Below are 23,646 nucleotides of genomic sequence, written 5' to 3' on the forward strand. Positions count from 1 at the left end.
AATTCAATTACTGCTTCGTATGATTATTCCCATTCTATTGTTGCAGGTGGTTTAGAACTAATATCGTAAACTACTCTATTTACACCTTTCACATTATTAATTATTTTATTCGATATGTTTTGTAAGAACTCATAAGGTAAATTTACCCAGTCGGCTGTCATACCATCTGTACTTTCAACAGCTCTCAAAGCTACTACCTTTTCATATGTTCTTTCATCTCCCATTACTCCAACAGAGTTCACAGGTAATAAGATTGCACCAGCTTGCCATACTTTGTCATACAATCCGTATTCTTTTAATCCATTTATAAAAATGGCATCAACTTCTTGCAAAATACGAACTTTTTCTGAAGTAATATCTCCTAAGATTCTTATTGCTAAACCTGGTCCAGGGAAAGGGTGTCTACCTAATAGTTCTTTGTCAATTCCCATAGAAGCTCCAACACGTCTAACTTCATCTTTAAAAATCATTCGTAATGGCTCAACAACTTGTAGTTTCATAAAGTCCGGTAATCCACCAACATTATGATGACTTTTTATTGTTGCTGAAGGACCTCCATTTACTGAAACAGATTCAATTACGTCTGGATAAATAGTTCCTTGTGCTAGCCATTTTGCATTTTCAACTTTAGCTGCTTCATCATCAAAAACTTCGATAAATACCCTACCTATTGTTTTTCTTTTAGTTTCTGGATCACTAATTCCTTCTAAAGCATTTAAGAATCTTTCAGAAGCATCTACACCTTTAACGTTTAATCCCATGCCTTCGTATTGCTGAAGTACACTTTTAAACTCATCTTTTCTCAATAATCCATTATTTACGAAAATACAGTGTAAGTTGTCACCGATTGCTTTGTGTAATAAAACTCCAGCAACTGTAGAATCTACACCTCCAGAAAGACCTAATATTACTTTATCGTCTCCAATTTTCTCTTTTAAGTCAGAAACTGTTGATTCAACAAAAGAATTTGGAGTCCAATTTTGCTCGATGTTAGCAATATCAACCAAGAAGTTTTTTAATAATAACGTACCATCTGTTGAATGGTAAACTTCTGGATGGAACTGAATAGCAAAAGTAGTTTCACCTTCAATTTTATATGCAGCATTTTCTACATCCTTAGTACTTGCAAGTAAAACAGCATTTTCAGGTAGTTCTTTAATCGTATCTGAGTGACTCATCCAAACTTGGCTTCCTTCAGAAATACCATTTAAGAATTGCTCTCCATCTTTTATGAATGATAAATTAGCTCTACCATACTCTCTTGTATTTGATGGAGCTACTAAACCACCAGAAAAATGTGCTAAATATTGTGCACCATAACATACAGCTAATAAAGGTTTTTTGCCTCTAATTTCTGATAAATCTGGATGAGGTGCTTCTTCTGAACGAACAGAAGATGGACTTCCTGATAAGATTACAGCTTTAAAATCGTTTAAGTTTTGTGGAATTTTATTGTAAGGATGAATTTCACAGTAAATATTCAACTCTCTTACTCTACGCGCAATTAATTGAGTGTATTGCGAACCAAAATCTAATATTAATACGTTGTGTTGTTGCATCCGCAAAAATAATAGTTTGATTTTTATTTTTGCATGAATTTTTCACTTTTTAATAACGATATACTATTGCATTGATATTCATACCTGCACCAACAGATGCCATCATGAAAATATCTCCTTTTTTTAGATTATGACCTTCTATTTTATCTTTAAGAACCCAGTCTAATAGTGTAGGTACTGTAGCTACAGAACTATTTCCTAATTCATGGATAATCATTGGCATAATATCTTTCGGAACGGGTTTCTTATAAAGTCGATAGAAACGTTTTATTATGGCCTCATCCATTTTTTCGTTTGCTTGATGTATAAAAACTTTTTTCAAATCATCAATATCAACATTACTTTTATCTAGTGCAGTTTTCATAGCTTTAGGAACATGAGTTAAAGCAAATTCATAAATTTTTCTACCATGCATCTTAATGTAACGTACATTTTCATCTTTACTTTGATCATAAGAGTTCCCAAAGAATAGGTGGTAAGCTTCATCTTTAGAAAACGTTTGCGTAGCGTGTCCTAAAATGCCATTTTCTACATCAGTATCTATACTTTCTACAATACAAGCTCCAGCTCCATCACTATAAATCATAGAATCACGATCATTCTCATCTATAACTCTAGATAAAGTTTCTGTTCCTATGACCAGGACTTTTTTAGCAATACCTGCTTTTATAAATGCCTGTGCTTGTATAACACCTTCAATCCAACCAGGACAACCGAATAATATATCGTATGCAACACAATTTGGATTTTGGATTTGTAGTGAATGTTTTATCCTCGTCGCTAAACTCGGAATAATATCACTTTGTATTCCTGTTTTTTTTACATCACCAAAATTATGAGCTACAATTATATAATCGATACTTTCAGCATCTATATTAGCATTCTCAATCGCATTTTTAGCGGCGAAGTAACCAAGATCAGATGCAGTATAATTATTTTCGGCATATCTCCTTTCTAAAATCCCTGTTATAGATTTAAACTTATCAATGATTTCTGTATTACAAGAATTAAATGGTGTACCATCTGCATTTAAAAATTCATTTGAAATAAATTTATCGTTCTCCTTTTTTACCGTTGGAATATAGCATCCTGTTCCTGTTATAACTGCCTTCATTGCTAAAATTTATATTTAGGGTAACAACAAATAAACAGGTTTTGTTTTAGGAAACCTATTTAAATTGAAAGTGAAATTTTATTTTTGTTAGATTCGTATTTTAAGGCTGTAATTTTTACAAATTAACAATTTTAACACTTTTAAAATGTATATTTGATAAAATGGTTTTTTGCGAAAATCCTTATTTTTTATTGATTATATCTTTTTTTATTGTTTTTATTATAAAAATGACAAAAATTAACCTATGTTAATGAATAATTATAAATAGCTGCTATCGAATGAGAAAGGTAATAAAGAAACTAAAGATTCTGTTTTAATTATTTTTCCTACTTCTCCCATAAAAATAACTTCAAAAGGAGCTTTTTGATTTACTTCATAATCTAATAAAGTCTGTCTGCACGCACCACAAGGACCAACAGGTTTATCAACTACAGTGGTTTTTGAAGAAGCTACAATAGCTAGTTTTAAGATTTTTACATTAGGATATTCAGAGCCTGCTTTCCAAACAGCTACACGTTCTGCACACATTCCAGAAGGATAAGCAGCACTTTCTTGATTACTACCATGAATAATAACGCCATTTTCTAATAAGATAGCAGCACCAACATTAAATTGAGAATATGGTGCATAGGATTTTCCCTTAGCGATGTTTGCTTCTTTTATAATTTCTTGGTCTTCTTTACTTAACTCTGAAACATCATCATAAATAATTGCTTCAGAAGAAAAATTAATTTTTTTCATAAATACGATTCTTTACTAGCTAAAAAAAGCAGTCGTTAGACTGCTTTTTAAATATTTTATATACGAAAGATACTAATAATCTTCGTAAATCTCACCTAAATCAAATGATATTGAAAAACGTAAGGTATTTTCTAATGGGTTATTTACATCTGATACATTAATCAAATAAGATAAATCTACGTTAAAAGCATTAGCTGTAAAACCTGCACCCATAGTAAAGAATTTTCTATTTCCTTTTACTTCACTTTCATTAAAGTATCCAGCACGTACTGCAAAAGCATTATTGTATAAATATTCAGCACCTAAAGACCAGTTAACTTCTTGTAATTCTTCGCTAAAGCTACGATCTAGTAATGAAGTAAACATTCCTTCAAACCATCCTCTATCTGATTGCGTACCACTTGAAGGCACTAATAACTTTCTGAATTCTAAATTAACACCTAAAGTATTGAAATCATCAAAAATAAAGTCAAAACCACCACCTAATTTAGCTATTGTTGGAATAAAGTTCTCTTCGCCAGGAGTGTATTCTACTTTTGGTCCTATGTTGGCAACATTTAAACCAATTCTATATCGTCCATTAAAAGTACCATAGTTTTGTTCGTCTGATTGATAATAAGCAGCAATATCTACAGCAAATGAATTTACTGCTTCTAAAGTACTATCAACATCTAAATTAGAGTTAATGTATTTAAGACCAACAGCCATAGAGAATTTTTCACTCAACTTTAATGAATAATAACCAGAAATTGCAAGTTCAGTAGGGTTAATACTACCATTACTAGAACCATCTCCGTTTGTTAAATCAATTCTACCTAATGAAAATAACTTTAAGTCTGCACCCCAAGCACTATTCTCGTTAAATCTATTAATTACAGATAAATTACCAGCAAAAATATCATCAGTTAAATTTCTTAACCAAGGAACATAACTAGCTCCTATACTTAATTTATTACTATTGAAAGCAATTTTTGCAGGGTTATGATATAGTGAAAATGCATCTGAAGATGTTGCTACTCCAATATCTCCCATACCACCAGCTCTTGCGTCTGAATTAATTTGTAAGAAAGGAACTGCAGTAGTAATTGCTCGGGAGTCTAATTGGGCGTTTAGTTTTAATCCCGTGATAGAAATAGCTAAGGTTAGTAATAGTATTTTTTTCATTTTGATTTTAACATTATTTTGACAAATATATGATTTTATTGTAGGATAACTAACTTCTCGTATTTCTCTGAAGTTAAATTATTAACAGAGGACGTAACTTTAATTTTATATACGTAAACACCTTTTCCTATTTTATTACCAAAATCATCTAAACCATTCCAAGTTATTGATCTTGATAATCCTCCATTAGTTTGTACTGTTTGATTAATAGTTTTAATAAGTTTTCCTGAAACTGTGAATATTTGTACTTGAACATTCAAAGGTTCATTTGGTTTATTATGGTTGAACCAAAACTCAGTATAGTTTGTAAATGGATTAGGATAATTTAATACATTTTCTAACGTGAGTTCTGTATCACTAATTACCTCAAAGCTTAACGTGATTTCAGAAGAATTATTATAGGTATCCCAAGCTTTTATTTTTAAAGTATGAATTCCTACAGATAAATCTCTAAACTTAAAGTTTACTTCGCCTTTGGTAAAATCATTTAGTTCAGTTTCATAAAAGTCATTCAGAATAAAAGGTTCAGATTCATTTCCATCTAAAATTGCTACAATATCATGATCAACAGCTGTTATAGATGTGTTTATACCACTGATGTCTGCTAATTTTATAATAAGGTTAGGAGAGGAGTTTGTGGTACCGCCGTCTATAAATGACTCGTCGTTCATAAAGGCCCTAAGTTCTGGACCAGTATTGTCTTCAGGAGCATTTTCATTTATACCACCAACCGTAACATCAAAATTAACCCCCGCTTTATCTTCATTTTCACTTTGAGCGTACAGACTTATTTTACCTTTACCATCTGTTATTTTGATGTCTTTAGGAACAATAAACTCAAATTCGAATCGACCATTTTCAACAGAAGATTTTCCTCTAAATATTTTACTTTCTTGAGAATCGAAAGTATTTACAATACCAAATCCATCATTATCTAAAGTAGTTTTATCAATAGGTTTGTCAAAGATTGTGGTAAAAACAATTCCATTAAAATTAGTTAAAGGGTTTCCTGTGTTATCACTAACAATTCCTTCTAGTTTAATTCTAGACAATGCTTTTAACGCATCTACAGGTTGTGTAATATCAACATCATTAACTTTGGTTATTCTAACATCAGGTTTAGGAATTGCCAATTTCATAGCTGGATCTCCAAAATAGTAAATGAAAAAACGTTGATTACTAGAGGTTTCATTTTTAGTTTTAATAAGGTTTGCTGCAATACTATCATCAGAATTATCAAAATCAAAAACATATTTTGCTAGCTCTTTATTAAAAGCCTCACCTAAGAATATAAAAACATCACGTGTCGTTGTAATCATACTCACAGCTCCACCATTTGGATTTAAAAATAGTTGTTCACCAGCTGTATCTCTTAACGGATTGTCAAATCTTGAGAACTCACATGTAACGGTTATAAATAAAGGTAAGGTGTTGAAGTTGTTGAAACCTTGGATTTGAGGAATTTCTAAAATACGCTCTAGAGCAAGTCCGTCTTCACCACCATGACCAAAATAATCAAACGCTAGAACACCTTTTTCCATGGCATTCGTAATAGCATTTTTTACATCAGGGTAGCGTTCACCACCTGAAGAGGTTTCTTGTTTAAATGCATCGGCATAAATTTTATTGATGTTGAGAATAGGCTTGTATTTTTTTATACTATCAGCCACTTCCTCTAATCCAGATTGTAATGATCTATCTGAATTTTCATCTATATCATCAGCAATTAAAGCAATATTGTTTCGCCAATCACCAAAAGCATTAGTTTCATAATAACTTAAAATTTTATTGATAACATCATTAGCCTCTTGAGTAGTAGAAACAGGAATTCTACCAGAAGTAATATCAATATTATCAGTAGGTCGCATTCTACCGTCATCATCATCAATCATTACAAAAAAATCATCTGTAACATAAGAAGCAACTAGATCAAAACTTTCCTCAGCATGAAAAGTAGGCACAATATTATTATTACCAGTAACTCTGTCTTTAAAATCATAAGAAGAATCACCAAAGAAACAAACATATTGTAATTTTCTAGTACTAGTATCATGTAAATATTTTATGAAATCGCGAATCCCAACTATATCAGGTGAACCTGACGAAAATTCATTATAAATGTCTAGAACATTTATGACTTTTGTATTTAAGTTAGAGTTTTCCTGATGGTAATCAGCCAAGCGTTGTGCTTGGTTCATTAGTTCATTATTAGTAATAATCAAATACTCAATATCGGTTAACGCTTGTAGATTCTGGTTTCTAACAGAGGAATTATTTATCCTTTCTGGAGAAAAATAATCGTTTTCATTTAAAATTACATATTCATTTAAATTACCACCTAAAGCTTTAAAGGAAAAGTTTGCGGATGAAGTATTTTCGTTAGAAATAATTTTAGGATTCAAAGGATCTGAAACATCCCAAAGCGCAGATATGTTATTCGAGTTTTGTATTTCGAAAGAGACAACATCTGTACTTTTAGCTTGATTAAAACTTCTGAAAGCGAATTGCTTGTTGTTTACAACTAATTGCTTTTTACCAATAATCTCTATGTAATCTAAAAAGGCATTGGCGGAAGGATTACCGTTGTTGTTGTATGAAATATTGATACTATTATCGTTTGTACCTATAACATTACCTGTACTTGATCCATATCTTGCTAAACCTGAAGATGACGAATTTGCCACAGGAGGGAAGTTTATCGTAGGTAAATTTCCACCATTGACAGTAATATTCATATTAGAGGTAATACTCGATTGTGTAACAGCTGTTACTGTGGCTTTAATATTTGAACCAGGAACAATATTATTGAAGGGTAAATTAAAAGTTTGATTAGAATTTATACTAAAGTTTTCTCCAAACCAAAGTCTACCAACGGCTAATATGTTTGTTTCTTCTAATTCATAAAAGATATAATCGTCAAACTCTGTAATATTTATGGTAGCTGGATTTGTTATATTCGAAGTGCTTGTGATTCTCTTTCCTGGTGAGTCAGATATATTAATAAAGTAGTAAGCTTTGTCAGAGTATATATTTTGAATGTGACTAGCTGTTTCGTTATTAATGTCTACATTCCAACTATGCGGACCAACACCATAAAATAAGATGAAATCATCGCCATTGAATTGATTGTCATCTTCTCCTTTTACAAGTATAGAATTTTCTTGAAGATCGTTATATCTAAAATCAGAAGCTAATTCGGGTAATAAATTTCCGCCATTTCCATATATTTTAATATTTTTGGGATTGACTGTATTGATATTAATACCTAAGCTAGATAAAAAATTAGCGTCTATTTTGAATACACCGGTGGTATCTATTGAAAATTTATACCATTCTCCTGTAGATAGTACAGAATTTCTTGTTTGACTGATTAAGCAAACAGTGTAAAAAATTAGAATAAAAAGTGACTTTTTTCTCATGAAATGTTCTAATATAACGAGACCTTTTATAGGTTAGTATTCATTTTACAAGATTAATATAATAAAGTTAAAAAACAATCGTTAAGATTTAGTATTCATTAATAATTCAAAATTATTATATTTATATAATAAATATGAATTTTAAATGTTGTAAATTGGCAGACCCTAAAAAAAGAAGTTAATACATGAAAAGTACGTTAAAATTATTAGGTTTACTAGTTATCTCCACTATGATTTTTTCTTGTAATAGTTCAAGAAGAAGCTCTAGTAAATCTTCTCTAACAGGATGGAATTTTAATGATCCTAGCTACGGAAACTATGTGAAAGGAGATTTTAAAGATGTAAACACTCCTTCAGGAATGGTACACATTGAAGGTGGAACTTTTACTATGGGATTAGTTCAGGATGATGTAATGTTTGATTGGAATACTACACCAAAACAAATGCATGTTCGTTCTTTTTTCATGGATGAAGCAGAGGTAACTAACTCAGAGTATAGTTTATTTATGCAATATACTAAAGATGTTTTCCCTCCATCTGATCCACAATTCAAACACATATATCCTTCAGTATTACCAGATACTTTGGTATGGAGGAAAGGTTTAGGTAACACAAACTTACTTTCTGAGAGTTACTTAAGACACCCAGCTTATTCAGATTATCCTGTAGTTGGTGTAACTTGGATACAAGCGAATCAATATTGTAAATGGAGAACTAATGCTGTTAACCTTAAGATTTTAATGGATAAAGGTGTTATTACAAATATTTTCAAAGAAGATTCTTTAGAGTTTAGAGGTAGAAATAACTTTGACACTGACGTATATTTAACAGATCCATATGTTTTATTTGATGGTGATTCTACTATCTACAAAAAAGGAATACCAGTTCCTAGAAAGAAAGGAGAGCCAAAACCAGAAAAAGGAGCTTTTACTGGTAGACAAGTTACTTCGTCTGATGGTATTTTATCTCAAAAATTTAGATTACCAACTGAAACAGAATGGGAATATGCTGCAAAAGCTATTTTTGAAAACAGAGAATATAATAATATTAGAGGTAGAAAGAAATATGCATGGAGTGGTAAGTACACTAGAAACAGATCTAGATCTAAGCGAGGAGATCAGTTAGCTAACTTTAAGCAAGGTAAAGGTAACTATAGTGGAATTGCAGGTTGGAGTAATGATGGTGCAGATATTCCAAATGCAGTAAGAAGTTATCCACCAAATGCTTTTGGATTATATGATATGTCAGGTAACGTTGCAGAATGGGTTTCTGATGTTTATAGACCTTTAGTAGATTCTGAAGCAAACGATTTCAATTATTTTAGAGGTAATATTTACACAAAGAAATTAATTGATGAAAATGGTAAAGTTGTTATTGTAGATGATAGTGAAGTAGAAATTGATACTCTTGTAAATGGAAGTATAGTACCAAAAGCGCTACCTGGAACTATAAAATATATTCCTATTACAAAAGATGATACATACATGAGAAGAAATTATTCTTTTGCTGATAATTCTGATTTAAATGATGGTGATAAGAAATCTACTAAAGATTTTGATGCAGATAAAGATCAAAGAGTTCCAAGAATGTATGATTCTCCAATTAGGCCTGAAGCTGAAAGAGATACTTTAGGTAATATCATATCTAATTTAGAGTATGATAAAAAGAGAAGAACTACTTTAATCAGTAATAAGACTAGAGTTTATAAAGGAGGTTCATGGGCAGATAGAGAATATTGGTTAGATCCAGCTCAAAGAAGATATTTCCCAGAATATATCTCTACAAACTTTATTGGTTTTAGATGTGCTACAGACAAAGTTGGTCCAATGGTAAGAGATCAGAAAAAGACCGCTACACCAAGATATAGTTATTCAAGAAGATAAATTGAATTTATATAAAATATAAAACCTCACTTTTTAAGTGAGGTTTTTTTATTTTTACACTATGAATATAGAAGCACTTTACAATTTATATAGTCAACACTATTTAGTGGATACTGATACTAGAAATATCAGAAAAAATACAATCTTTTTTGCATTGAAAGGAGCAAATTTTAATGGAAATAAGTTTGCTGAAGAAGCTTTGAGTAAAGGAGCATTATATTGTGTAGTGGATGAAGAAAAATATAAAACAAGTGAAAGTATTATAGTAGTAGATGATGTGTTAAAAACGCTCCAAGAGCTTTCAAATTTTCATCGTAAAAAATTAAATATACCTATTATATCTTTAACTGGTAGTAATGGTAAAACAACAACAAAGGAGCTAATAAATATTGTCTTAAAAGAAAAATTTATCACTAATGCTACTAAAGGAAATTTAAATAATCATATCGGTGTTCCATTAACGTTACTATCTATGACTCCAAAGACTGAAATTGGAATAGTAGAAATGGGAGCAAACCATCATAAAGAAATAGCGTTTTTATCAACTATTGCAGAACCAGACTATGGATATATAACGAATTTTGGTAAAGCACATTTGGAAGGATTCGGTTCAGTTGAAGGAGTTATTGAGGCCAAATCTGAGTTGTACGATTTTTTAATTTCCAATCATAAAAAAATATTTGTTAATCAATATGACCCAATTCAAGTTGAAAAGACAAAAAATGCTAATGTGATTTTCTTAGAAAATAGTATATCTTTTGTAAGTGCAAGTCCTAATGTTAATGTTCGTTTGAATGCTATTAATATTCAAACGAATTTAATTGGAAAGTATAATTACAATAATATAGCATGTGCTATAACAATTGGTAAATACTTCGGAATTTCTGACGAAAAAATTAAAAAAGCTATAGAGAGTTATATTTCAGAAAATAATAGATCTCAAGTGCTAAAAATAGGTTCTAATGATGTTGTCTTAGATGCTTATAATGCAAATCCTACAAGTATGCGGGCAGCTTTGGAAAGTTTTGATCAACAACTCTCAAATGGTAAAAATAAAGTTGTCATTCTAGGAGATATGTTCGAATTAGGTGATACAAGTAATAAAGAACATCAAGAGATAGTAGATTTATCAAACTCTTTATCATTTCAAAAAGTTTTTTTAATCGGAGAACACTTTTATCAAACAGATATTGAATCAAATAATTTGAAGTTTTCAAATTTTGAAAACTTCAAAGATTATTTAATTCAATATGATATAAATGATAGTAATATTTTAATTAAAGGCTCTAGAGGAATGGCTTTAGAAAGAACCTTAAATTTTTTAAATTAAATATTTGCTTTATGATAATCAAGTAATTTATCTATAGGTCTCTGTATTACACCAGTAACTTCAAGATCATATTTTTTAGAAACTTTTTCTAGAATATCTCCAAAATAATAAGCTATAGACCCTATGAAGTAAATAGGAGTAGACTTATCTTTTTTATAAGGTAAAACCCTATACTTAAAAAACTCTTCAAAACCTTTTTTGATCGTTTTTTTAATATATTTTTCCTCTTTAAAGTCAAACATGAATTTTGCAAATGTAGCTAAGTACATATTTGGATTAGGTTGCTTGTATAGGTTATATTTAATGTGGTCTGCATCTAAATTAAACTCATTTGAGAATTTTTTTGCTATTTGTTTTGGCATTTGATTGTAATAATAATCTCTAATCAATTTTTTACCAAAATAATTACCACTAGCTTCATCCATTATAGAATATCCTAAGGATGCAGCTATCATTTCTAATTCTTTTCCATTAAAGTAACAACTATTTGAGCCAGTGCCCAAGATACATACAATTGCAGGTTCTTTACCAGAAGCAGCATATACGGCAGCTAACATATCTTCGGCTATGTTAATTTCAGCATTAATAAATATTTCTTTCATTACTTTATGAAGAATCTGAACAGGTTTTGGTGTTCCACACCCAGCTCCATAAAAATGAATTTCACTAACTTCATCTTTGATATTTATTAATTGAAACATATTTACAATACGATTTTTGAGTTCATCTTCTTGAACTACTGCAGGATTTAATCCTAAAGTTCGTACTCTAAATACTTCATTTTTATTATTATCTAAAGCTATCCAATCAGCTTTAGTTGAACCTCCGTCTGCTATTAAAATCATTGTTATAGTTGATGTTTAAATCAAATATATATGTTCCAATCTGTATATACAATAGGCTAAAAAATTTCAAACGTTTTCGTCGAAATAAAAGTTGAATTTTTGATGAAATACTTTAATTTTACATAGTTTATAATATACATTATGTTTTTTTTAAAAGAAAAGAGTATACCATTAACTACATTTTTTAATGATAGTTTTACAGATATACATTCACATTTACTTCCAGGAATTGATGACGGTGCAAAGAATATTGAACACACATTATCATTAATATCAAAAATGAGATCTTACGGGATTAAGAATTTTATTACTACGCCACATGTTTTAGGTGACGTATATCCAAATACAACAGAAATAATAAAACTTAAATTAAATGAGGTAAGGGAAGCATTAGTGAAATCTGGTAATGATGATATATTTATTAATTGTGCGGCTGAATATATGATGGATGAAAAATTTTCTGAATTGCTAGCTAACGAAGATATATTAACATTGAAAGATAATTATGTATTAGTTGAGATGTCGTATTTCAATGCTCCATATAATTTATATGATATTTTATTTGAAATACAGCTTAAAGGTTATAAACCGGTATTAGCTCATCCAGAACGATATATATTTTACCACAACGATTTTCAAAATTTTTATAAACTAAAAAAAGCTGGTTGTTTATTTCAATTGAATTTATTATCACTTACGGAACAGTATGGTAAAGGAGTAAAAAATACTGCGGAAAAATTAATAAAAGAAAATTTATATGATTTCGTTGGTACAGACACACATCATGAAAATCATTTACGTTTACTTCAGAAAATTGGAACTAAGAAAAATTACAAGAAGATAGAAAACTTACTACAAAATAATAGTAGATTTTTACACTAAATAAAAAAGGATGAACATATGTTCATCCTTTTTTATTTAGTTATTAAATATTCTTTTATACCATGGTTTTTTGGTTTCCTCAACATTTCCGTATCCATAACCATAACCATATCCGTAACCATATCCATATCCTCTACTCATATCAGTATCATTTAAAACGATAGCCATATTAGGTAGTTTTTCCTCTTTATATAAAGTGTCAGGTACAGTTAAAAGTCTTTTGTCTAAATAATTTGCTCTAGTTATATATAAGAATACATTAGCGTATTTAGCTATTAGAAGTGTATCTGTAACTAAGTTAACTGGAGCTGTATCTACTAAAACATAATCGTAACTAGTAGTTAATTCATCAAATAGTTGTTGAACTCTGTCAGACATCAATAATTCAGCTGGATTTGGAGGTATCACTCCAGAAGCTATAATATCTAAATCTCTAAGTTCAGGTACTCTAAACTTTAATTCATCTAAGGATAATTTATCATTAGTAATATAGTTTGTGATTCCTTTTCTATCAGGTATACCTAAATATTCTGTTACTTTAGGAGCACGTAGATCCATACCAACTAATACTACTTTTTTTCCTGATAGCGCTAATGTAGCAGCTAGATTTATAGAAATAAATGACTTTCCTTCACCACTTGTAGTTGAGGTGATAAAAATAGTTTTACCGTTTTCAGTTTTCGTATTAGACAACATGAAATCCAAATTAGTACGAATTAATCTAAATGCTTCAGCTGTACTTGATCTAGCATCTGTATTAACTACTATTTTTTGACTCGTTTCATTATGAGGTACGTCACCAATAAAAGGAACTGAAGTTAATTCTTGTATATCTCTCTTTGTATGTACTTTAGTATCTAGTAAATCTCTAAGATATATTATAATGAAAGGAATAATAGCTCCTAATAATATAGCAGCTAAAAAGATAATTTTCTTTTTAGGAGATACTGGTATATCTGAACCATATGCTTTATCTATAATTTTAGCATTGTCTACCGTTACCGCTAAAGATATAGCAGTTTCTTCTCTTTTACGAAGTAAATAAGAATATAGAGTAGCTATAATTTCTTGGTTTCTTGCAATATCTAAAAATTCTCTTTCCTTAACAGGTATAGAAGATATTTTAGAATTTGTTATTCTTGCTTCTCTATTTAAATTACTTAAACTAAATTGAACAGCTTTTTCTTGATTATCTAAACTTACTCTTATTGCTTCTTTTAGGTTATCAATATTAGATTGAATTTCAATTATTGCTGAGTTCTTACTTCCTGCACTCTTTAATAATCTATTTTTAGTTATTAATAGGTTGTTATATTCATTTATAGATTTAGCTATATTTAAATCTTTTAAGCCTAGATTTGGAGGCAAAGTACCTTCAGGCTTGTTTAGTTGTTTTTTTAATGACTTTATAATGTTGAGTTCAACATTAGTGTCTATTATTTTCTGTCTAGTAGCAGTACTAACTTCTAATGCTAATTTAGCTTCTGATTCAATATCAGTTACATTATTCTTTTTCTTGAAGTTTTTTACTTGATCTTCTACTTTAGCTAATTCTTTACCAACCTCTTTTAACCTTTCATCAATAAATTCAACAGTTTTGTTAGATACTTCACTTTTATCTTTTATTGCATCTAAATTATATTGATTTACAATAGCATTTAAAACATCTTCAGCTTTTTTGAGTACTGTAGATTGAAGTGTTAATCTTAGTACACTTGAGTTTTTGTTGATAGGAGCAATACCTACATTTTTAATTAATTGATCAATGATTTTATCAGTTGGATAGAGTACAATTATAATTTGTTTACCAATATATTCTTCCTCTAAAAAAATTGTTTTATCAATTTTAACATTACCAATATCCTCTATTTCAAAAGTATTGTCAAAAGTTCCATTATTAATTATATTCCCATCTTCATCGGATACTTGAAGATCTGTTAAAGATTTTATTTTAACAAAAAATGTTTTTGTTTTTTCTAATGTATGAAACAGTAATGAATCTTCAACTATAAAGCTAATAGGTGATTTCAAATAAATTTCTGAATTTTTTACTCTACCTTCAGATATATATTTTGTATTAAGTTTTAATTTCTTTGTTACATCACCTAATATCTTTCTTGATTTTAAAATCTCTATTTCATTATCCGGATTATTACTGGAACCTCCTCCTATAATTCCTAAATCTTCAAAAGCAGCAAGTTCAGCAGAAATTCCTGATTTTTTATTGTCTTTTATCATTATAGTAGTGCTTGCCGAGTATTTAGGAGCACTATATCTTAAGTACATAAAAGCCAAAACCAAACTTAAAATGATCCCAAGAAGAAACCATTTCCAATGAATTAAATACTTTTCTATTTCAGCACGAATATTAATTGTATCATTATCGTTAATTTGCTGATTATCTATATTGTTTTGGATGTTCATTATATTATCTAGTTAAAACAGCAATTAAAGAAACTATGATGGAACCAATTGAAACAAATAATCCTGTGTTCCTATTAAATGCAGCATCTTGAGAAGAAGATTTGTTTTGATCAACATAAACAAGATCATTTTGTTGTAAGTAATAAACAGGAGAAGTAAAAACTTTGTTAGATCTCAAATCAATGTCAAATTGTATTTTTTCATTATTTACTTCTCTAATAACTTTAATAGTATTTCTTTTACCTGTAATATTTAAATCACCTGCAAGACCTATAGCCTCAAGAACAGTTATTCTTTCATTAGGAATTGTGTATGTTCCAGGTCTTCTAACGTCTCCTAAAACAGTGATGGTATAGTTTGCTATCCTGATATTTATTGTGGGATTTTTTACGTAATCTGGATCTAATTTATTTTTTAATAACTCAATAGCTTCATTCCTAGTTAAACCTCCTATTTTTAATTTACCTATAACAGGAAAGTCAATAAAACCATTATTATCTATAAGATATGTTTGCTGTTGAGGAGTTCCAATAGCTCTGTCTGTAGTTGTAGCGAAATTAACTGCAGGAAGGTTAAAAGATTTTACTGATTCAAAATCTAGAGCAGAAATGGTTATTTGTAATAAATCATCTGGCTTGAATATCGTTTTGTAAGAGTTCGATACAATTTTTTGATTTATTTGGTCATTTTGAAAGTATGTGATGTCTTTCTTAGAAACGCAAGATGTAAATGTTATACTTGAAATAAGTATAAAAAAGACAACTTTATAAGCTTTTTGCATTTGTCAAATTTTTTGGCGAAAGTAATAAATTTAATTTAAAATCTTTTCATCTAATTTCTCATAGATTGAATTATTAGATTTAAATTCAGGAACTATTTTTTTTATGAGTTTTACAGATTGATCATTTATATATTTAAGATTTTCTGTGCACAAGTTTTCTATATCTTTTTTAACGTCGTCAACATTTAAATCTTGTGTTTTAGCTATCATAATTTTTTCATGATATGTTGGAGTGGTGTTTTCACCATTTGCAAGTAATTCCTCATATAATTTTTCACCTGGTCTTAAACCAGTAATTTCTATATCTATATCTTCAGGATATTTTAATCCAGATAAATGAATCATCCTTTTAGCAATATCAAATATTTTTACAGATTTCCCCATGTCAAAAATATATATCTCTCCACCTTCACCCATAGTTCCAGCTTCAATCACTAACTGACAAGCCTCAGGAATTGTCATAAAATATCTAGTTATATCTTTATGAGTAACAGTTAATGGACCTCCATTTTCAATTTGTTTTTTAAATAAAGGAATAACAGACCCATTAGAGCCTAATACATTACCGAAACGAGTTGTAGTAAATTTTGTATTAGTTTTCATATTACTTAAACAACTAATGTACATTTCGGCTACCCTTTTTGTAGCTCCCATTACATTAGTTGGATTTACAGCCTTATCTGTTGATACCATTACAAATCTCTCAACATTATATTTTACAGATAAATCTGCTATATTTTTAGTCCCTTTGATATTTATTTTGATAGCTTCATATGGACTTTCTTCCATTAAAGGAACATGTTTATAAGCAGCAGCATGATAAACTTTATCTGGTTTAAATTCATTAAAAACTGCTTCCATTCTTACTAAATCTCTTACATCAGCTACTATAGAAGAAAAGTTTTCAATTCCATTTCTCTTTAATTCTTGTTGAATTTCATAAAGAGGAGATTCAGCTTGATCAATAAGAACCAGATGTTTATGGTTGTACTTGCATATTTGTCTGGATATTTCACTACCTATAGACCCTGCAGCACCTGTTACTAGAATTACTTTATTATTTACATCTCTCTTTACAATAGGATTATCAATTGAAATTGGTTTTCTATCAAGTAAATCTTCAATTTTAACTTGTTTAATCTGATTAGCTTCAAAATCACCACCTATCCATTTAGAGAATGGAGGAACAATTTTTGGTTTCACACCAAGTTCTAACAATCTATCAGTAAGATATAAAAGTCTTTCTGATTTTATATTTTGGATAGAAAAAATGATCTCGTCAATTTCTTTATGATCTACAAAATCTTTAGTGATTTGGGATCTGCTATATATTTTAACACGATCTATTTTTTTTCCTACTTTATTTTTATCATCATCAATAAAACCAACAACTTCATAGTTATTTCTAGTGTCTCTGTTCAACGCACCATAAGTTATTAAACCAGAATCTCCAGCACCATAGATCATCACATTAGTTATTTCTTTTAACTCAGAAGATATAATCTCATAAAAAGCTTTGAATATAAATCTACAAACAACTAATACAAATATTGTTATAAAGTAATGAATAAGAATTATTGTTTTAGGAATAGTGAACCAAGGTATAACCTTAAAAACATTATTGGTAGCTACAAAAAAAACTATTCCCATTGATGATAATGTAACACCTATAAATACATTAAAAGCATCTCTGGTACCTGTATGTCTAATAATACCTTTATTAGAACCTACAAGCCAAAAACTAATCAATGAGATTAATGATACAAAAGGAATTTGATAAGTTAAATTAGAAACATTAAAGTCTAATGAAGCAAATCTTATGGTATATGCCAATATAAAAGATAATGCTACTAAAACAGTATCTATAATCAACACTACCCAATGTGAAGCATGTTTATTCAGAGCTTTTAAAAGAAAGTTTCTAATCATTAAAAAAAATCAATTCGAGTAAAGATACAATTAATTAAATAATACGAATTTTGGCTTTAAATTCTCTTCATTTGTTGTTTAAGCATTTGAATTTGCTCCTTAAGCATTCCGTGCTTGTCAAGTTTCTTTGCTTCATTCACTAATGTCGTAGCTTCCCTTTTTCTTCTTTTAGACATAGCTATACTTGCTAACTGTAATTTAGCCATAGCCATGTCATGATCCATCGACAACCCAAGTTTTACAGCTTTTTTTAAGAATTTTTCTGCTTGGGTTAAATTTGTTTGAGAAAGCATTGTTCCATGAAGGTAGTTATAATACCCCTGTTGTTTAAGCGTTAATGAAGCCTCAGGGTTTTTAATGTAACCTAACCATTTTTTTGCTCCATCGAAATCTTGAGTTCTCAACTTCAAAAAAGCAAGTAAAATAAATTCGTTTTTAAAATAGAAAAGAATAAAAATTCCTGTAAGTATTAATATAGCTATACCATTACCAATGTGACCTTGAGAAAATTCATATACGGCCCATGCAAAGGTTAAAAAAGCTAAGCCTAATTTTATATTCTTATTAAACATGTTTATTCTTTCTAATTTTGCGACAAATGTACGTTATTCTTACATAAATGGAATTATTTCTTGTAAAACTTTTTGTTTTTGAACCAAGCAAAAGTTCCCAGTATAACAATAAAAACTATAGAATATATTATTGAATTAGGAGTTATAACTTTATCCCCACTAGCATAAGAATGTAGACCAGATAAATAGAAATTTACACCGAAAAAGGTCATGATTATAGAGAAATAAGCTAAAATTGACCATAAATTAAAGGTGTATTTTCCTCGTAATCCTGGGATTAAGCGTATGTGCAAAATAAAAGCATAAATAATAATTGATATTAAAGCCCAAGTTTCTTTTGGATCCCAACCCCAGTAACGTCCCCAACTTTCATTAGCCCACATACCGCCTAAAAAGTTTCCAACAGTAAGCATAACAACACCAACTACAGCGGACATTTCATTAATAATTGTAAGTTCTTTAAGATGAGTATCCATTTTTTTCTTGTTATTTTTATTAGTGAAAATGATTAAGAATAATGATACAACTCCTAAAATCATGCTTAAAGAAAAAGGACCATAACTAGCTACAATAATTGGAACATGTACAACTACCCACCAAGAATTTAAAACTGGTTGTAAGTTAGCTATTGCAGGATCAGTCCAATTACCTAAAGCAAACATTAAAACAACGCAGGCAACAAAAGTAGCAGCTCCAATTGTTAATGGTGATTTTCGTCCTAAGAATAATCCGAATACCATAGAAGCCCAAGAAACAAAAACAATACTTTCATGAGCATTACTCCATGGAGCATGACCAGCAATATACCAACGTGCTATTAAGTCAGCTGTATGGGTTATAAAGAGTAAAATTATAATACCTATAAGGCCTTTTATTATGTATTTAATAAATCTACGATCATAGAAAATTTTAAAAATTACTACAGTGATTAATAAAAATCCAAATAGGCCATAATATAAAAATAGCTTTTGTGATATATTTATTTTATTGTAAGCTATTTCTACATCAATTTTATTGTCTGAGGGCATTACTTCATTACCATATTTCTTCTGGAATTTTTTAATACCATCTAATATTTTCCCCGCTTCTGAATAATCGTCTGTTTTTTTCGCTTCTTGTAATAATTGTAAATAAACAGGTAAAGATTGTTTTACGAAAACAGAGTCTGTACCTTTAAAAGGAGCTTGAGAAGTTTCAGGTTGTGAAACCCATTTGTTATTTTCATCATTCGGAATAGGATATATTTTTAAAATGCCTCCTCCAATGGCTTGGTTTAATAACCATAAGCGCTTTTCAATTTTGATAACATCTTTTTCGAATTTATTCTGAATCTTTTTCTTCTGTGCTTCACCAATTAATTTGTTGATTTTAGAATTACCTTTCGTATCGTAAAAATCAATAAAACGTGCGTGCGTAGCATCTTTAGGTAAATCTAAAGCTTCTCGTATTTTATAATTTCCCTTTTCAAGATATATAAACGGAACTTGAAACCAGAAACGTGGATATTCAGTCATAGAAAGTAATATCTGACTTGGTGTCATTCCTTTAAAGCTGTCTGAATGTGAAACTTTTCTTACTAGTTCTGATGCAAATGTATGTGCAGGTTTCATTCTTCCTCCAGCATCTTGAATTACAATTTTACTGAACTTATCTGCATGTTTTATATCTACACTATTTGCTTGTAAAATACTATCTATTTTTTCTTCAGAAAGAAGGTTTTTGTGTGTTTCGTGTTGACCAAAAGTTAATCCGAATGAGAATACTAATGGTAAGAAAAGTATGGCTCTTTTGTTTTGAAGTTTCTTTAGTTGTTTTTTCAAACTATCAAATCGAGTATGTTTAGCAAATAACATAGAAATTAAACCAATATATAAAAGTGAATATCCTAAGTAGGTAACAAAAGTTCCCCAAAAATCATGATTTACAGAAAGGTGAGTTTGTTCAATAGCTTCTCCTTCATTTCTATAACTTGCTTGAAAGAATTTATAGCCTTTGTAATCTAAAATGTGATTCATATAAATTCTGTAATCGAAAGAATCATTGTTATCAATAACGGAAACTTCACTTGCGTATGAAGAAGCAGTTTCAGATCCTGGGTATTTCTCTAGTTGAAAATCGTTAAGTTTTATATTAAATGGAGTTTGTAATAATTTAGCACCATACCAAGCTCTAATGTTTAAACCTCCTATAGTTAAATCTTGTTTGTTACTGGTATTGAATTGACCTCCTACAAATTCTACTTGTTTTGTTTCTCCATTACACGAAATATCGAAAACTACAGTGTCAAACTTTTTATCATCCTTTTTACCACGTATAGTTTTTATTTCACCTTTTTCAGCAGGACGCGGGATTACAAATTGAAGTCCATCAATATTATGAAGTGTTAAGAATTGAAAATGTTGAGTACTATCTTTAACTATTTGACCACGTTTTTGATCTGCCATACGTAACCAATTCCCATCTACTTTAGAAGTAAATTTTAAACTTTTTCCTTCGTAAAAGAAATTAATGTTAGCGTTTCTGTTTGGTGCATCAAATCCAACTAAAATATTGTGAATGTTTTGAATAGTTCCTCTTTTGATGTAGTGTTCGTGACGACTACCGCTAGAACTTTCTACAAAGAATAAATGTTCAACTCCATTTTCATCTAAAACTAATTTTTTCTCAGACCAAGGAATATAATCAACAAGTTTAAAGTTAACTTCATTAGCTGGTTTACTCTTGTTAGGTTGAAATTTAAAAGTGAAGTCTTTGCTGTTTTTACCCCAAGCTGATAATAATAATTTTTCTTCATATGTTTTTTGAGAAACATTATCATCTATAGTAGCATTAAGATAATTTACATCTGACAAGAAAACATTGGTAGATTCTCCTTCATCAATAATCATCATTCCTTCATAACCGATATATCTAGTAATTCCTGCACCAATAATTATGAAAAGAAAAGCAATATGGAACATAAAAACGGTCCATTTTTCTTTTCTTAATAATTTATATCTGAAAATATTTCCAAAGAAATTAATGATAAAGAACAACATGATAACTTCAAACCACCAAGTATTGTATACTAGTTTTTTTGCTGTTTGAGTTCCAAAGTCGTTTTCAATAAAAGTGGCAATTCCCATTGCGGCTGCAAAAACAAAAAATAAGACAGCCATTAAACGAGTAGAGTATAATATATTTAAGATTTTCTTCATTGTAAGTTGCGTAGATAAAACTGCGCAAAGTTACGGAAAGTTATAGGAATTAGCTTGTAAGCTGATGTGATTTTTAATGTTTAGAATTAGTTAAAATTATAACAATTTAAAGTCCAATTTTTTCACCCATTTTGACAAAAGTTTCAATTTTATTTTTGGTGTTTTCTAAAATATCATTATCAATTTGAATTTTGTCTTTATCAATCAAGACTACAATAGTAGATCCACCAAAAGCAAAATATCCCATTTCATCACCTTTTTTAACAGAAGCATTTGCTGTGTAAGTTTCTAAAATACTTCCCACCATTGTAGCCCCAACAGGTGCTAATAAGATATCGCCTTTGTCTTCAGTTTTTAAAATACAATACTCACGTTTGTTTTCGCAAAATACAGTTGTAAAATTAGATGCTAGGGCATAAGGTGAAACAGATAGATAATCTCCTTTTATTTTTGTTGAAGAAGATGGAATTCCTTCATACGGAAAATGATATCTATGATAATCATTCGGAGCTAATCGTAAAATTAACAAAGAAGCATTTTTATATTTTTCTGCCAATATTTTATCATTTAAAAATTCATTTAATGTAAATTTTCTTCCTTTTACAAAAAAGTTATGTACATCCTCGATGTTCTCGAATGCTAATAATTTTCCGTCACCAGGAGATATAAATCCGTTTTCTATAGGTCTGGCTTCAGGTTTTAATTTACGATAGAAAAAGTCGTTGAAAGATGTAAACTCATCAATTGATTTTTTAGCTTCAGAGATATCAATGTTCAAATCAGAAACAAAACTTTCTATTTTTTTTGTAGAAGACTTTTTGTTCATTTTTCTTCCGTACCATTCAGATAAAAACTTACGTTTTATTAAAGGAAGAAATAATATTTTTCCAAACGGATTGTTATATAAGAGTTTTAAAAAACCTTCTCCAGGAGGAGTTTCGATTTCTGTTTTACCTGTTTTTCTATTGATGAATTTTATTTGCATGATTTATTGGTGTTCTAATATAGGATTATACATCATAATAGCATTATTTTCAACTAAAAGTTTCTCGTTGATAATTCCATTTGAATTTTCTTGCATTTGATAAATTTTATTATGTCTAGTATAACCTCCCCAAAATTGAAGTTCTATTTTATGATCACGTTCTTCAATTGAGTAACTAGTGTTTAGACTATGTAATGAGGTTAAATTTCCATTCAAATGAGTGTCATCTAAACTTAAATTGATTTGGAAGCTATTATTAGTTTCATTTCTTACTTGTAAATCTATATAATTATAAGATAAAGTTGCCCCAGCTCCAAAAGGTACTTTTCTTTTCACATCGGGAAAAACATCATAACTATGTCTGTACCTTTCTGTGATGGTTAAAGGACTGTGAGCAAAAACCCAAAATAGTAAATTTCCTAATTGACACAATCCTCCACCTGTATCAGTATCAATTTTTCCACTTTTCAAAACTAAACCTTCAAGATATCCTTTTCTTTTAGAAGGTCTTCCTACTAGTTTCCATAAAGAAAATGTTTCTCCTGGCTTAATAACTGTTTTATGAATCTTTTTTGTGGCTAAAATTAAATTCGTCCTTTTATTTTCCTGTAAATACATCTCAACATCCTTAAGAGGTCTTAAAATTAGAGACCTATGCTTGAAAACTATATTAGTGAAATTTATATCTTCTTTAGGTTTCGCCCAATTTGAACTAAATAGCCATTTTAGTTTTCTCTTTATGATGTAATATTCTTTTCCTATATATAATCTTAATTTACTTCTTTCAATGGGTTTAGCAATTTTTTTCACAATTAATTTTT

Annotated in this window: 16 protein-coding genes; 3 read left to right on the top strand and 13 right to left on the bottom strand. The window is 29.5% G+C overall.

Annotated features, from left to right (window positions below):
- Nucleotides 1-23: 23 nt before the first annotated feature.
- From guaA to porU, 5 genes are all read right to left on the bottom strand, one after another.
- Nucleotides 24-1,559, bottom strand: coding sequence for a glutamine-hydrolyzing GMP synthase (guaA, locus tag AQ1685_RS05670; RefSeq protein ID WP_095070212.1), 1,536 nt, complete (start codon nt 1,557-1,559; stop codon nt 24-26).
- Between the two features lie 49 nt (nt 1,560-1,608).
- A complete protein-coding gene (locus AQ1685_RS05675) occupies nt 1,609-2,673 on the bottom strand; it encodes a 3-oxoacyl-ACP synthase III family protein (protein WP_095070214.1) in 1,065 nt (354 codons plus the stop codon).
- Between the two features lie 258 nt (nt 2,674-2,931).
- Nucleotides 2,932-3,414 (bottom strand): cytidine deaminase, encoded by a 483-nt coding sequence (locus AQ1685_RS05680; protein WP_095070216.1) that lies wholly within the window; start codon nt 3,412-3,414, stop codon nt 2,932-2,934.
- Between the two features lie 72 nt (nt 3,415-3,486).
- Nucleotides 3,487-4,578: a type IX secretion system outer membrane channel protein PorV gene (porV, locus tag AQ1685_RS05685; protein WP_095070218.1), complete on the bottom strand. Its 1,092-nt coding sequence runs from the start codon at nt 4,576-4,578 to the stop codon at nt 3,487-3,489.
- Between the two features lie 35 nt (nt 4,579-4,613).
- On the bottom strand, nt 4,614-7,997 hold the full coding sequence (gene porU / locus AQ1685_RS05690) for a type IX secretion system sortase PorU (protein ID WP_095070220.1): 3,384 nt from the start codon (nt 7,995-7,997) through the stop codon (nt 4,614-4,616).
- 185 nt (nt 7,998-8,182) lie between these two features.
- Between porU and gldJ the strand changes: the two genes are divergently transcribed.
- The gene (gene gldJ, locus AQ1685_RS05695; RefSeq protein ID WP_095070222.1) at nt 8,183-9,880 is read left to right on the top strand and encodes a gliding motility lipoprotein GldJ; all 1,698 of its coding nucleotides are present in this window, start codon (nt 8,183-8,185) and stop codon (nt 9,878-9,880) included.
- A gap of 61 nt (nt 9,881-9,941) precedes the next feature.
- Entirely contained in the window at nt 9,942-11,210 is a 1,269-nt protein-coding gene (locus tag AQ1685_RS05700; protein WP_095070225.1) for a UDP-N-acetylmuramoyl-tripeptide--D-alanyl-D-alanine ligase, read from the top strand.
- Here AQ1685_RS05700 and AQ1685_RS05705 read toward each other — a convergent pair.
- A complete protein-coding gene (locus tag AQ1685_RS05705; RefSeq protein ID WP_095070227.1) occupies nt 11,207-12,055 on the bottom strand; it encodes an N-acetylglucosamine kinase in 849 nt (282 codons plus the stop codon). The genes AQ1685_RS05700 and AQ1685_RS05705 overlap by 4 nt on opposite strands.
- Before the next feature lie 141 nt (nt 12,056-12,196).
- On the opposite strand from AQ1685_RS05705, the gene AQ1685_RS05710 reads away from it, so the two are divergent.
- Entirely contained in the window at nt 12,197-12,937 is a 741-nt protein-coding gene (locus AQ1685_RS05710; RefSeq protein ID WP_095070229.1) for a tyrosine-protein phosphatase, read from the top strand.
- 36 nt (nt 12,938-12,973) lie between these two features.
- On the opposite strand, the gene AQ1685_RS05715 is transcribed toward AQ1685_RS05710, so the two are convergent.
- The 7 genes from AQ1685_RS05715 to AQ1685_RS05745 form a co-directional block, all read right to left on the bottom strand.
- Nucleotides 12,974-15,361, bottom strand: a complete 2,388-nt coding sequence (locus AQ1685_RS05715) for a GumC family protein (RefSeq protein WP_231970255.1) — start codon at nt 15,359-15,361, stop codon at nt 12,974-12,976.
- Nucleotides 15,362-15,365: 4 nt separating this feature from the next.
- Nucleotides 15,366-16,142, bottom strand: coding sequence for a polysaccharide biosynthesis/export family protein (locus AQ1685_RS05720; protein WP_095070231.1), 777 nt, complete (start codon nt 16,140-16,142; stop codon nt 15,366-15,368).
- Nucleotides 16,143-16,172: 30 nt separating this feature from the next.
- Nucleotides 16,173-18,071 carry a polysaccharide biosynthesis protein gene (locus AQ1685_RS05725; RefSeq protein ID WP_095070234.1) on the bottom strand — a complete coding sequence of 633 codons (1,899 nt, stop codon included), beginning with the start codon at nt 18,069-18,071 and terminating at the stop codon, nt 16,173-16,175.
- A 56-nt stretch (nt 18,072-18,127) separates the two neighbouring features.
- Nucleotides 18,128-18,643 carry a hypothetical protein gene (locus AQ1685_RS05730; protein ID WP_095070236.1) on the bottom strand — a complete coding sequence of 172 codons (516 nt, stop codon included), beginning with the start codon at nt 18,641-18,643 and terminating at the stop codon, nt 18,128-18,130.
- 53 nt (nt 18,644-18,696) lie between these two features.
- Complete coding sequence (gene ccsA / locus AQ1685_RS05735; RefSeq protein ID WP_095070239.1) at nt 18,697-21,840, bottom strand: cytochrome c biogenesis protein CcsA; 3,144 nt, start codon at nt 21,838-21,840, stop codon at nt 18,697-18,699.
- 106 nt (nt 21,841-21,946) lie between these two features.
- Nucleotides 21,947-22,825: a phosphatidylserine decarboxylase gene (locus tag AQ1685_RS05740; RefSeq protein ID WP_095070241.1), complete on the bottom strand. Its 879-nt coding sequence runs from the start codon at nt 22,823-22,825 to the stop codon at nt 21,947-21,949.
- Between the two features lie 3 nt (nt 22,826-22,828).
- A complete protein-coding gene (locus AQ1685_RS05745) occupies nt 22,829-23,635 on the bottom strand; it encodes a VanW family protein (protein WP_095070243.1) in 807 nt (268 codons plus the stop codon).
- Between the last annotated feature and the right edge of the window lie 11 nt (nt 23,636-23,646).

The organism is Tenacibaculum jejuense, assembly GCF_900198195.1.
Classification (GTDB): Bacteria; Bacteroidota; Bacteroidia; order Flavobacteriales; family Flavobacteriaceae; genus Polaribacter; species Polaribacter jejuensis.

What these genes read in the sequence shown, in the direction of transcription:
- AQ1685_RS05705 (WP_095070227.1), bottom strand. Translation starts at nt 12,055, where the DNA reads ATGATTTTAATAGCAGACGGAGGTTCAACTAAAGCTGATTGGATAGCT.
- porU (WP_095070220.1), bottom strand. Translation starts at nt 7,997, where the DNA reads ATGAGAAAAAAGTCACTTTTTATTCTAATTTTTTACACTGTTTGCTTA.
- AQ1685_RS05740 (WP_095070241.1), bottom strand. Translation starts at nt 22,825, where the DNA reads ATGCAAATAAAATTCATCAATAGAAAAACAGGTAAAACAGAAATCGAA.
- AQ1685_RS05700 (WP_095070225.1), top strand. Translation starts at nt 9,942, where the DNA reads ATGAATATAGAAGCACTTTACAATTTATATAGTCAACACTATTTAGTG.
- ccsA (WP_095070239.1), bottom strand. Translation starts at nt 21,840, where the DNA reads ATGAAGAAAATCTTAAATATATTATACTCTACTCGTTTAATGGCTGTC.
- AQ1685_RS05680 (WP_095070216.1), bottom strand. Translation starts at nt 3,414, where the DNA reads ATGAAAAAAATTAATTTTTCTTCTGAAGCAATTATTTATGATGATGTT.
- AQ1685_RS05715 (WP_231970255.1), bottom strand. Translation starts at nt 15,361, where the DNA reads ATGAACATCCAAAACAATATAGATAATCAGCAAATTAACGATAATGAT.
- AQ1685_RS05725 (WP_095070234.1), bottom strand. Translation starts at nt 18,071, where the DNA reads ATGATTAGAAACTTTCTTTTAAAAGCTCTGAATAAACATGCTTCACAT.
- guaA (WP_095070212.1), bottom strand. Translation starts at nt 1,559, where the DNA reads ATGCAACAACACAACGTATTAATATTAGATTTTGGTTCGCAATACACT.
- AQ1685_RS05675 (WP_095070214.1), bottom strand. Translation starts at nt 2,673, where the DNA reads ATGAAGGCAGTTATAACAGGAACAGGATGCTATATTCCAACGGTAAAA.
- AQ1685_RS05730 (WP_095070236.1), bottom strand. Translation starts at nt 18,643, where the DNA reads ATGTTTAATAAGAATATAAAATTAGGCTTAGCTTTTTTAACCTTTGCA.
- porV (WP_095070218.1), bottom strand. Translation starts at nt 4,578, where the DNA reads ATGAAAAAAATACTATTACTAACCTTAGCTATTTCTATCACGGGATTA.
- AQ1685_RS05710 (WP_095070229.1), top strand. Translation starts at nt 12,197, where the DNA reads ATGTTTTTTTTAAAAGAAAAGAGTATACCATTAACTACATTTTTTAAT.
- AQ1685_RS05720 (WP_095070231.1), bottom strand. Translation starts at nt 16,142, where the DNA reads ATGCAAAAAGCTTATAAAGTTGTCTTTTTTATACTTATTTCAAGTATA.
- gldJ (WP_095070222.1), top strand. Translation starts at nt 8,183, where the DNA reads ATGAAAAGTACGTTAAAATTATTAGGTTTACTAGTTATCTCCACTATG.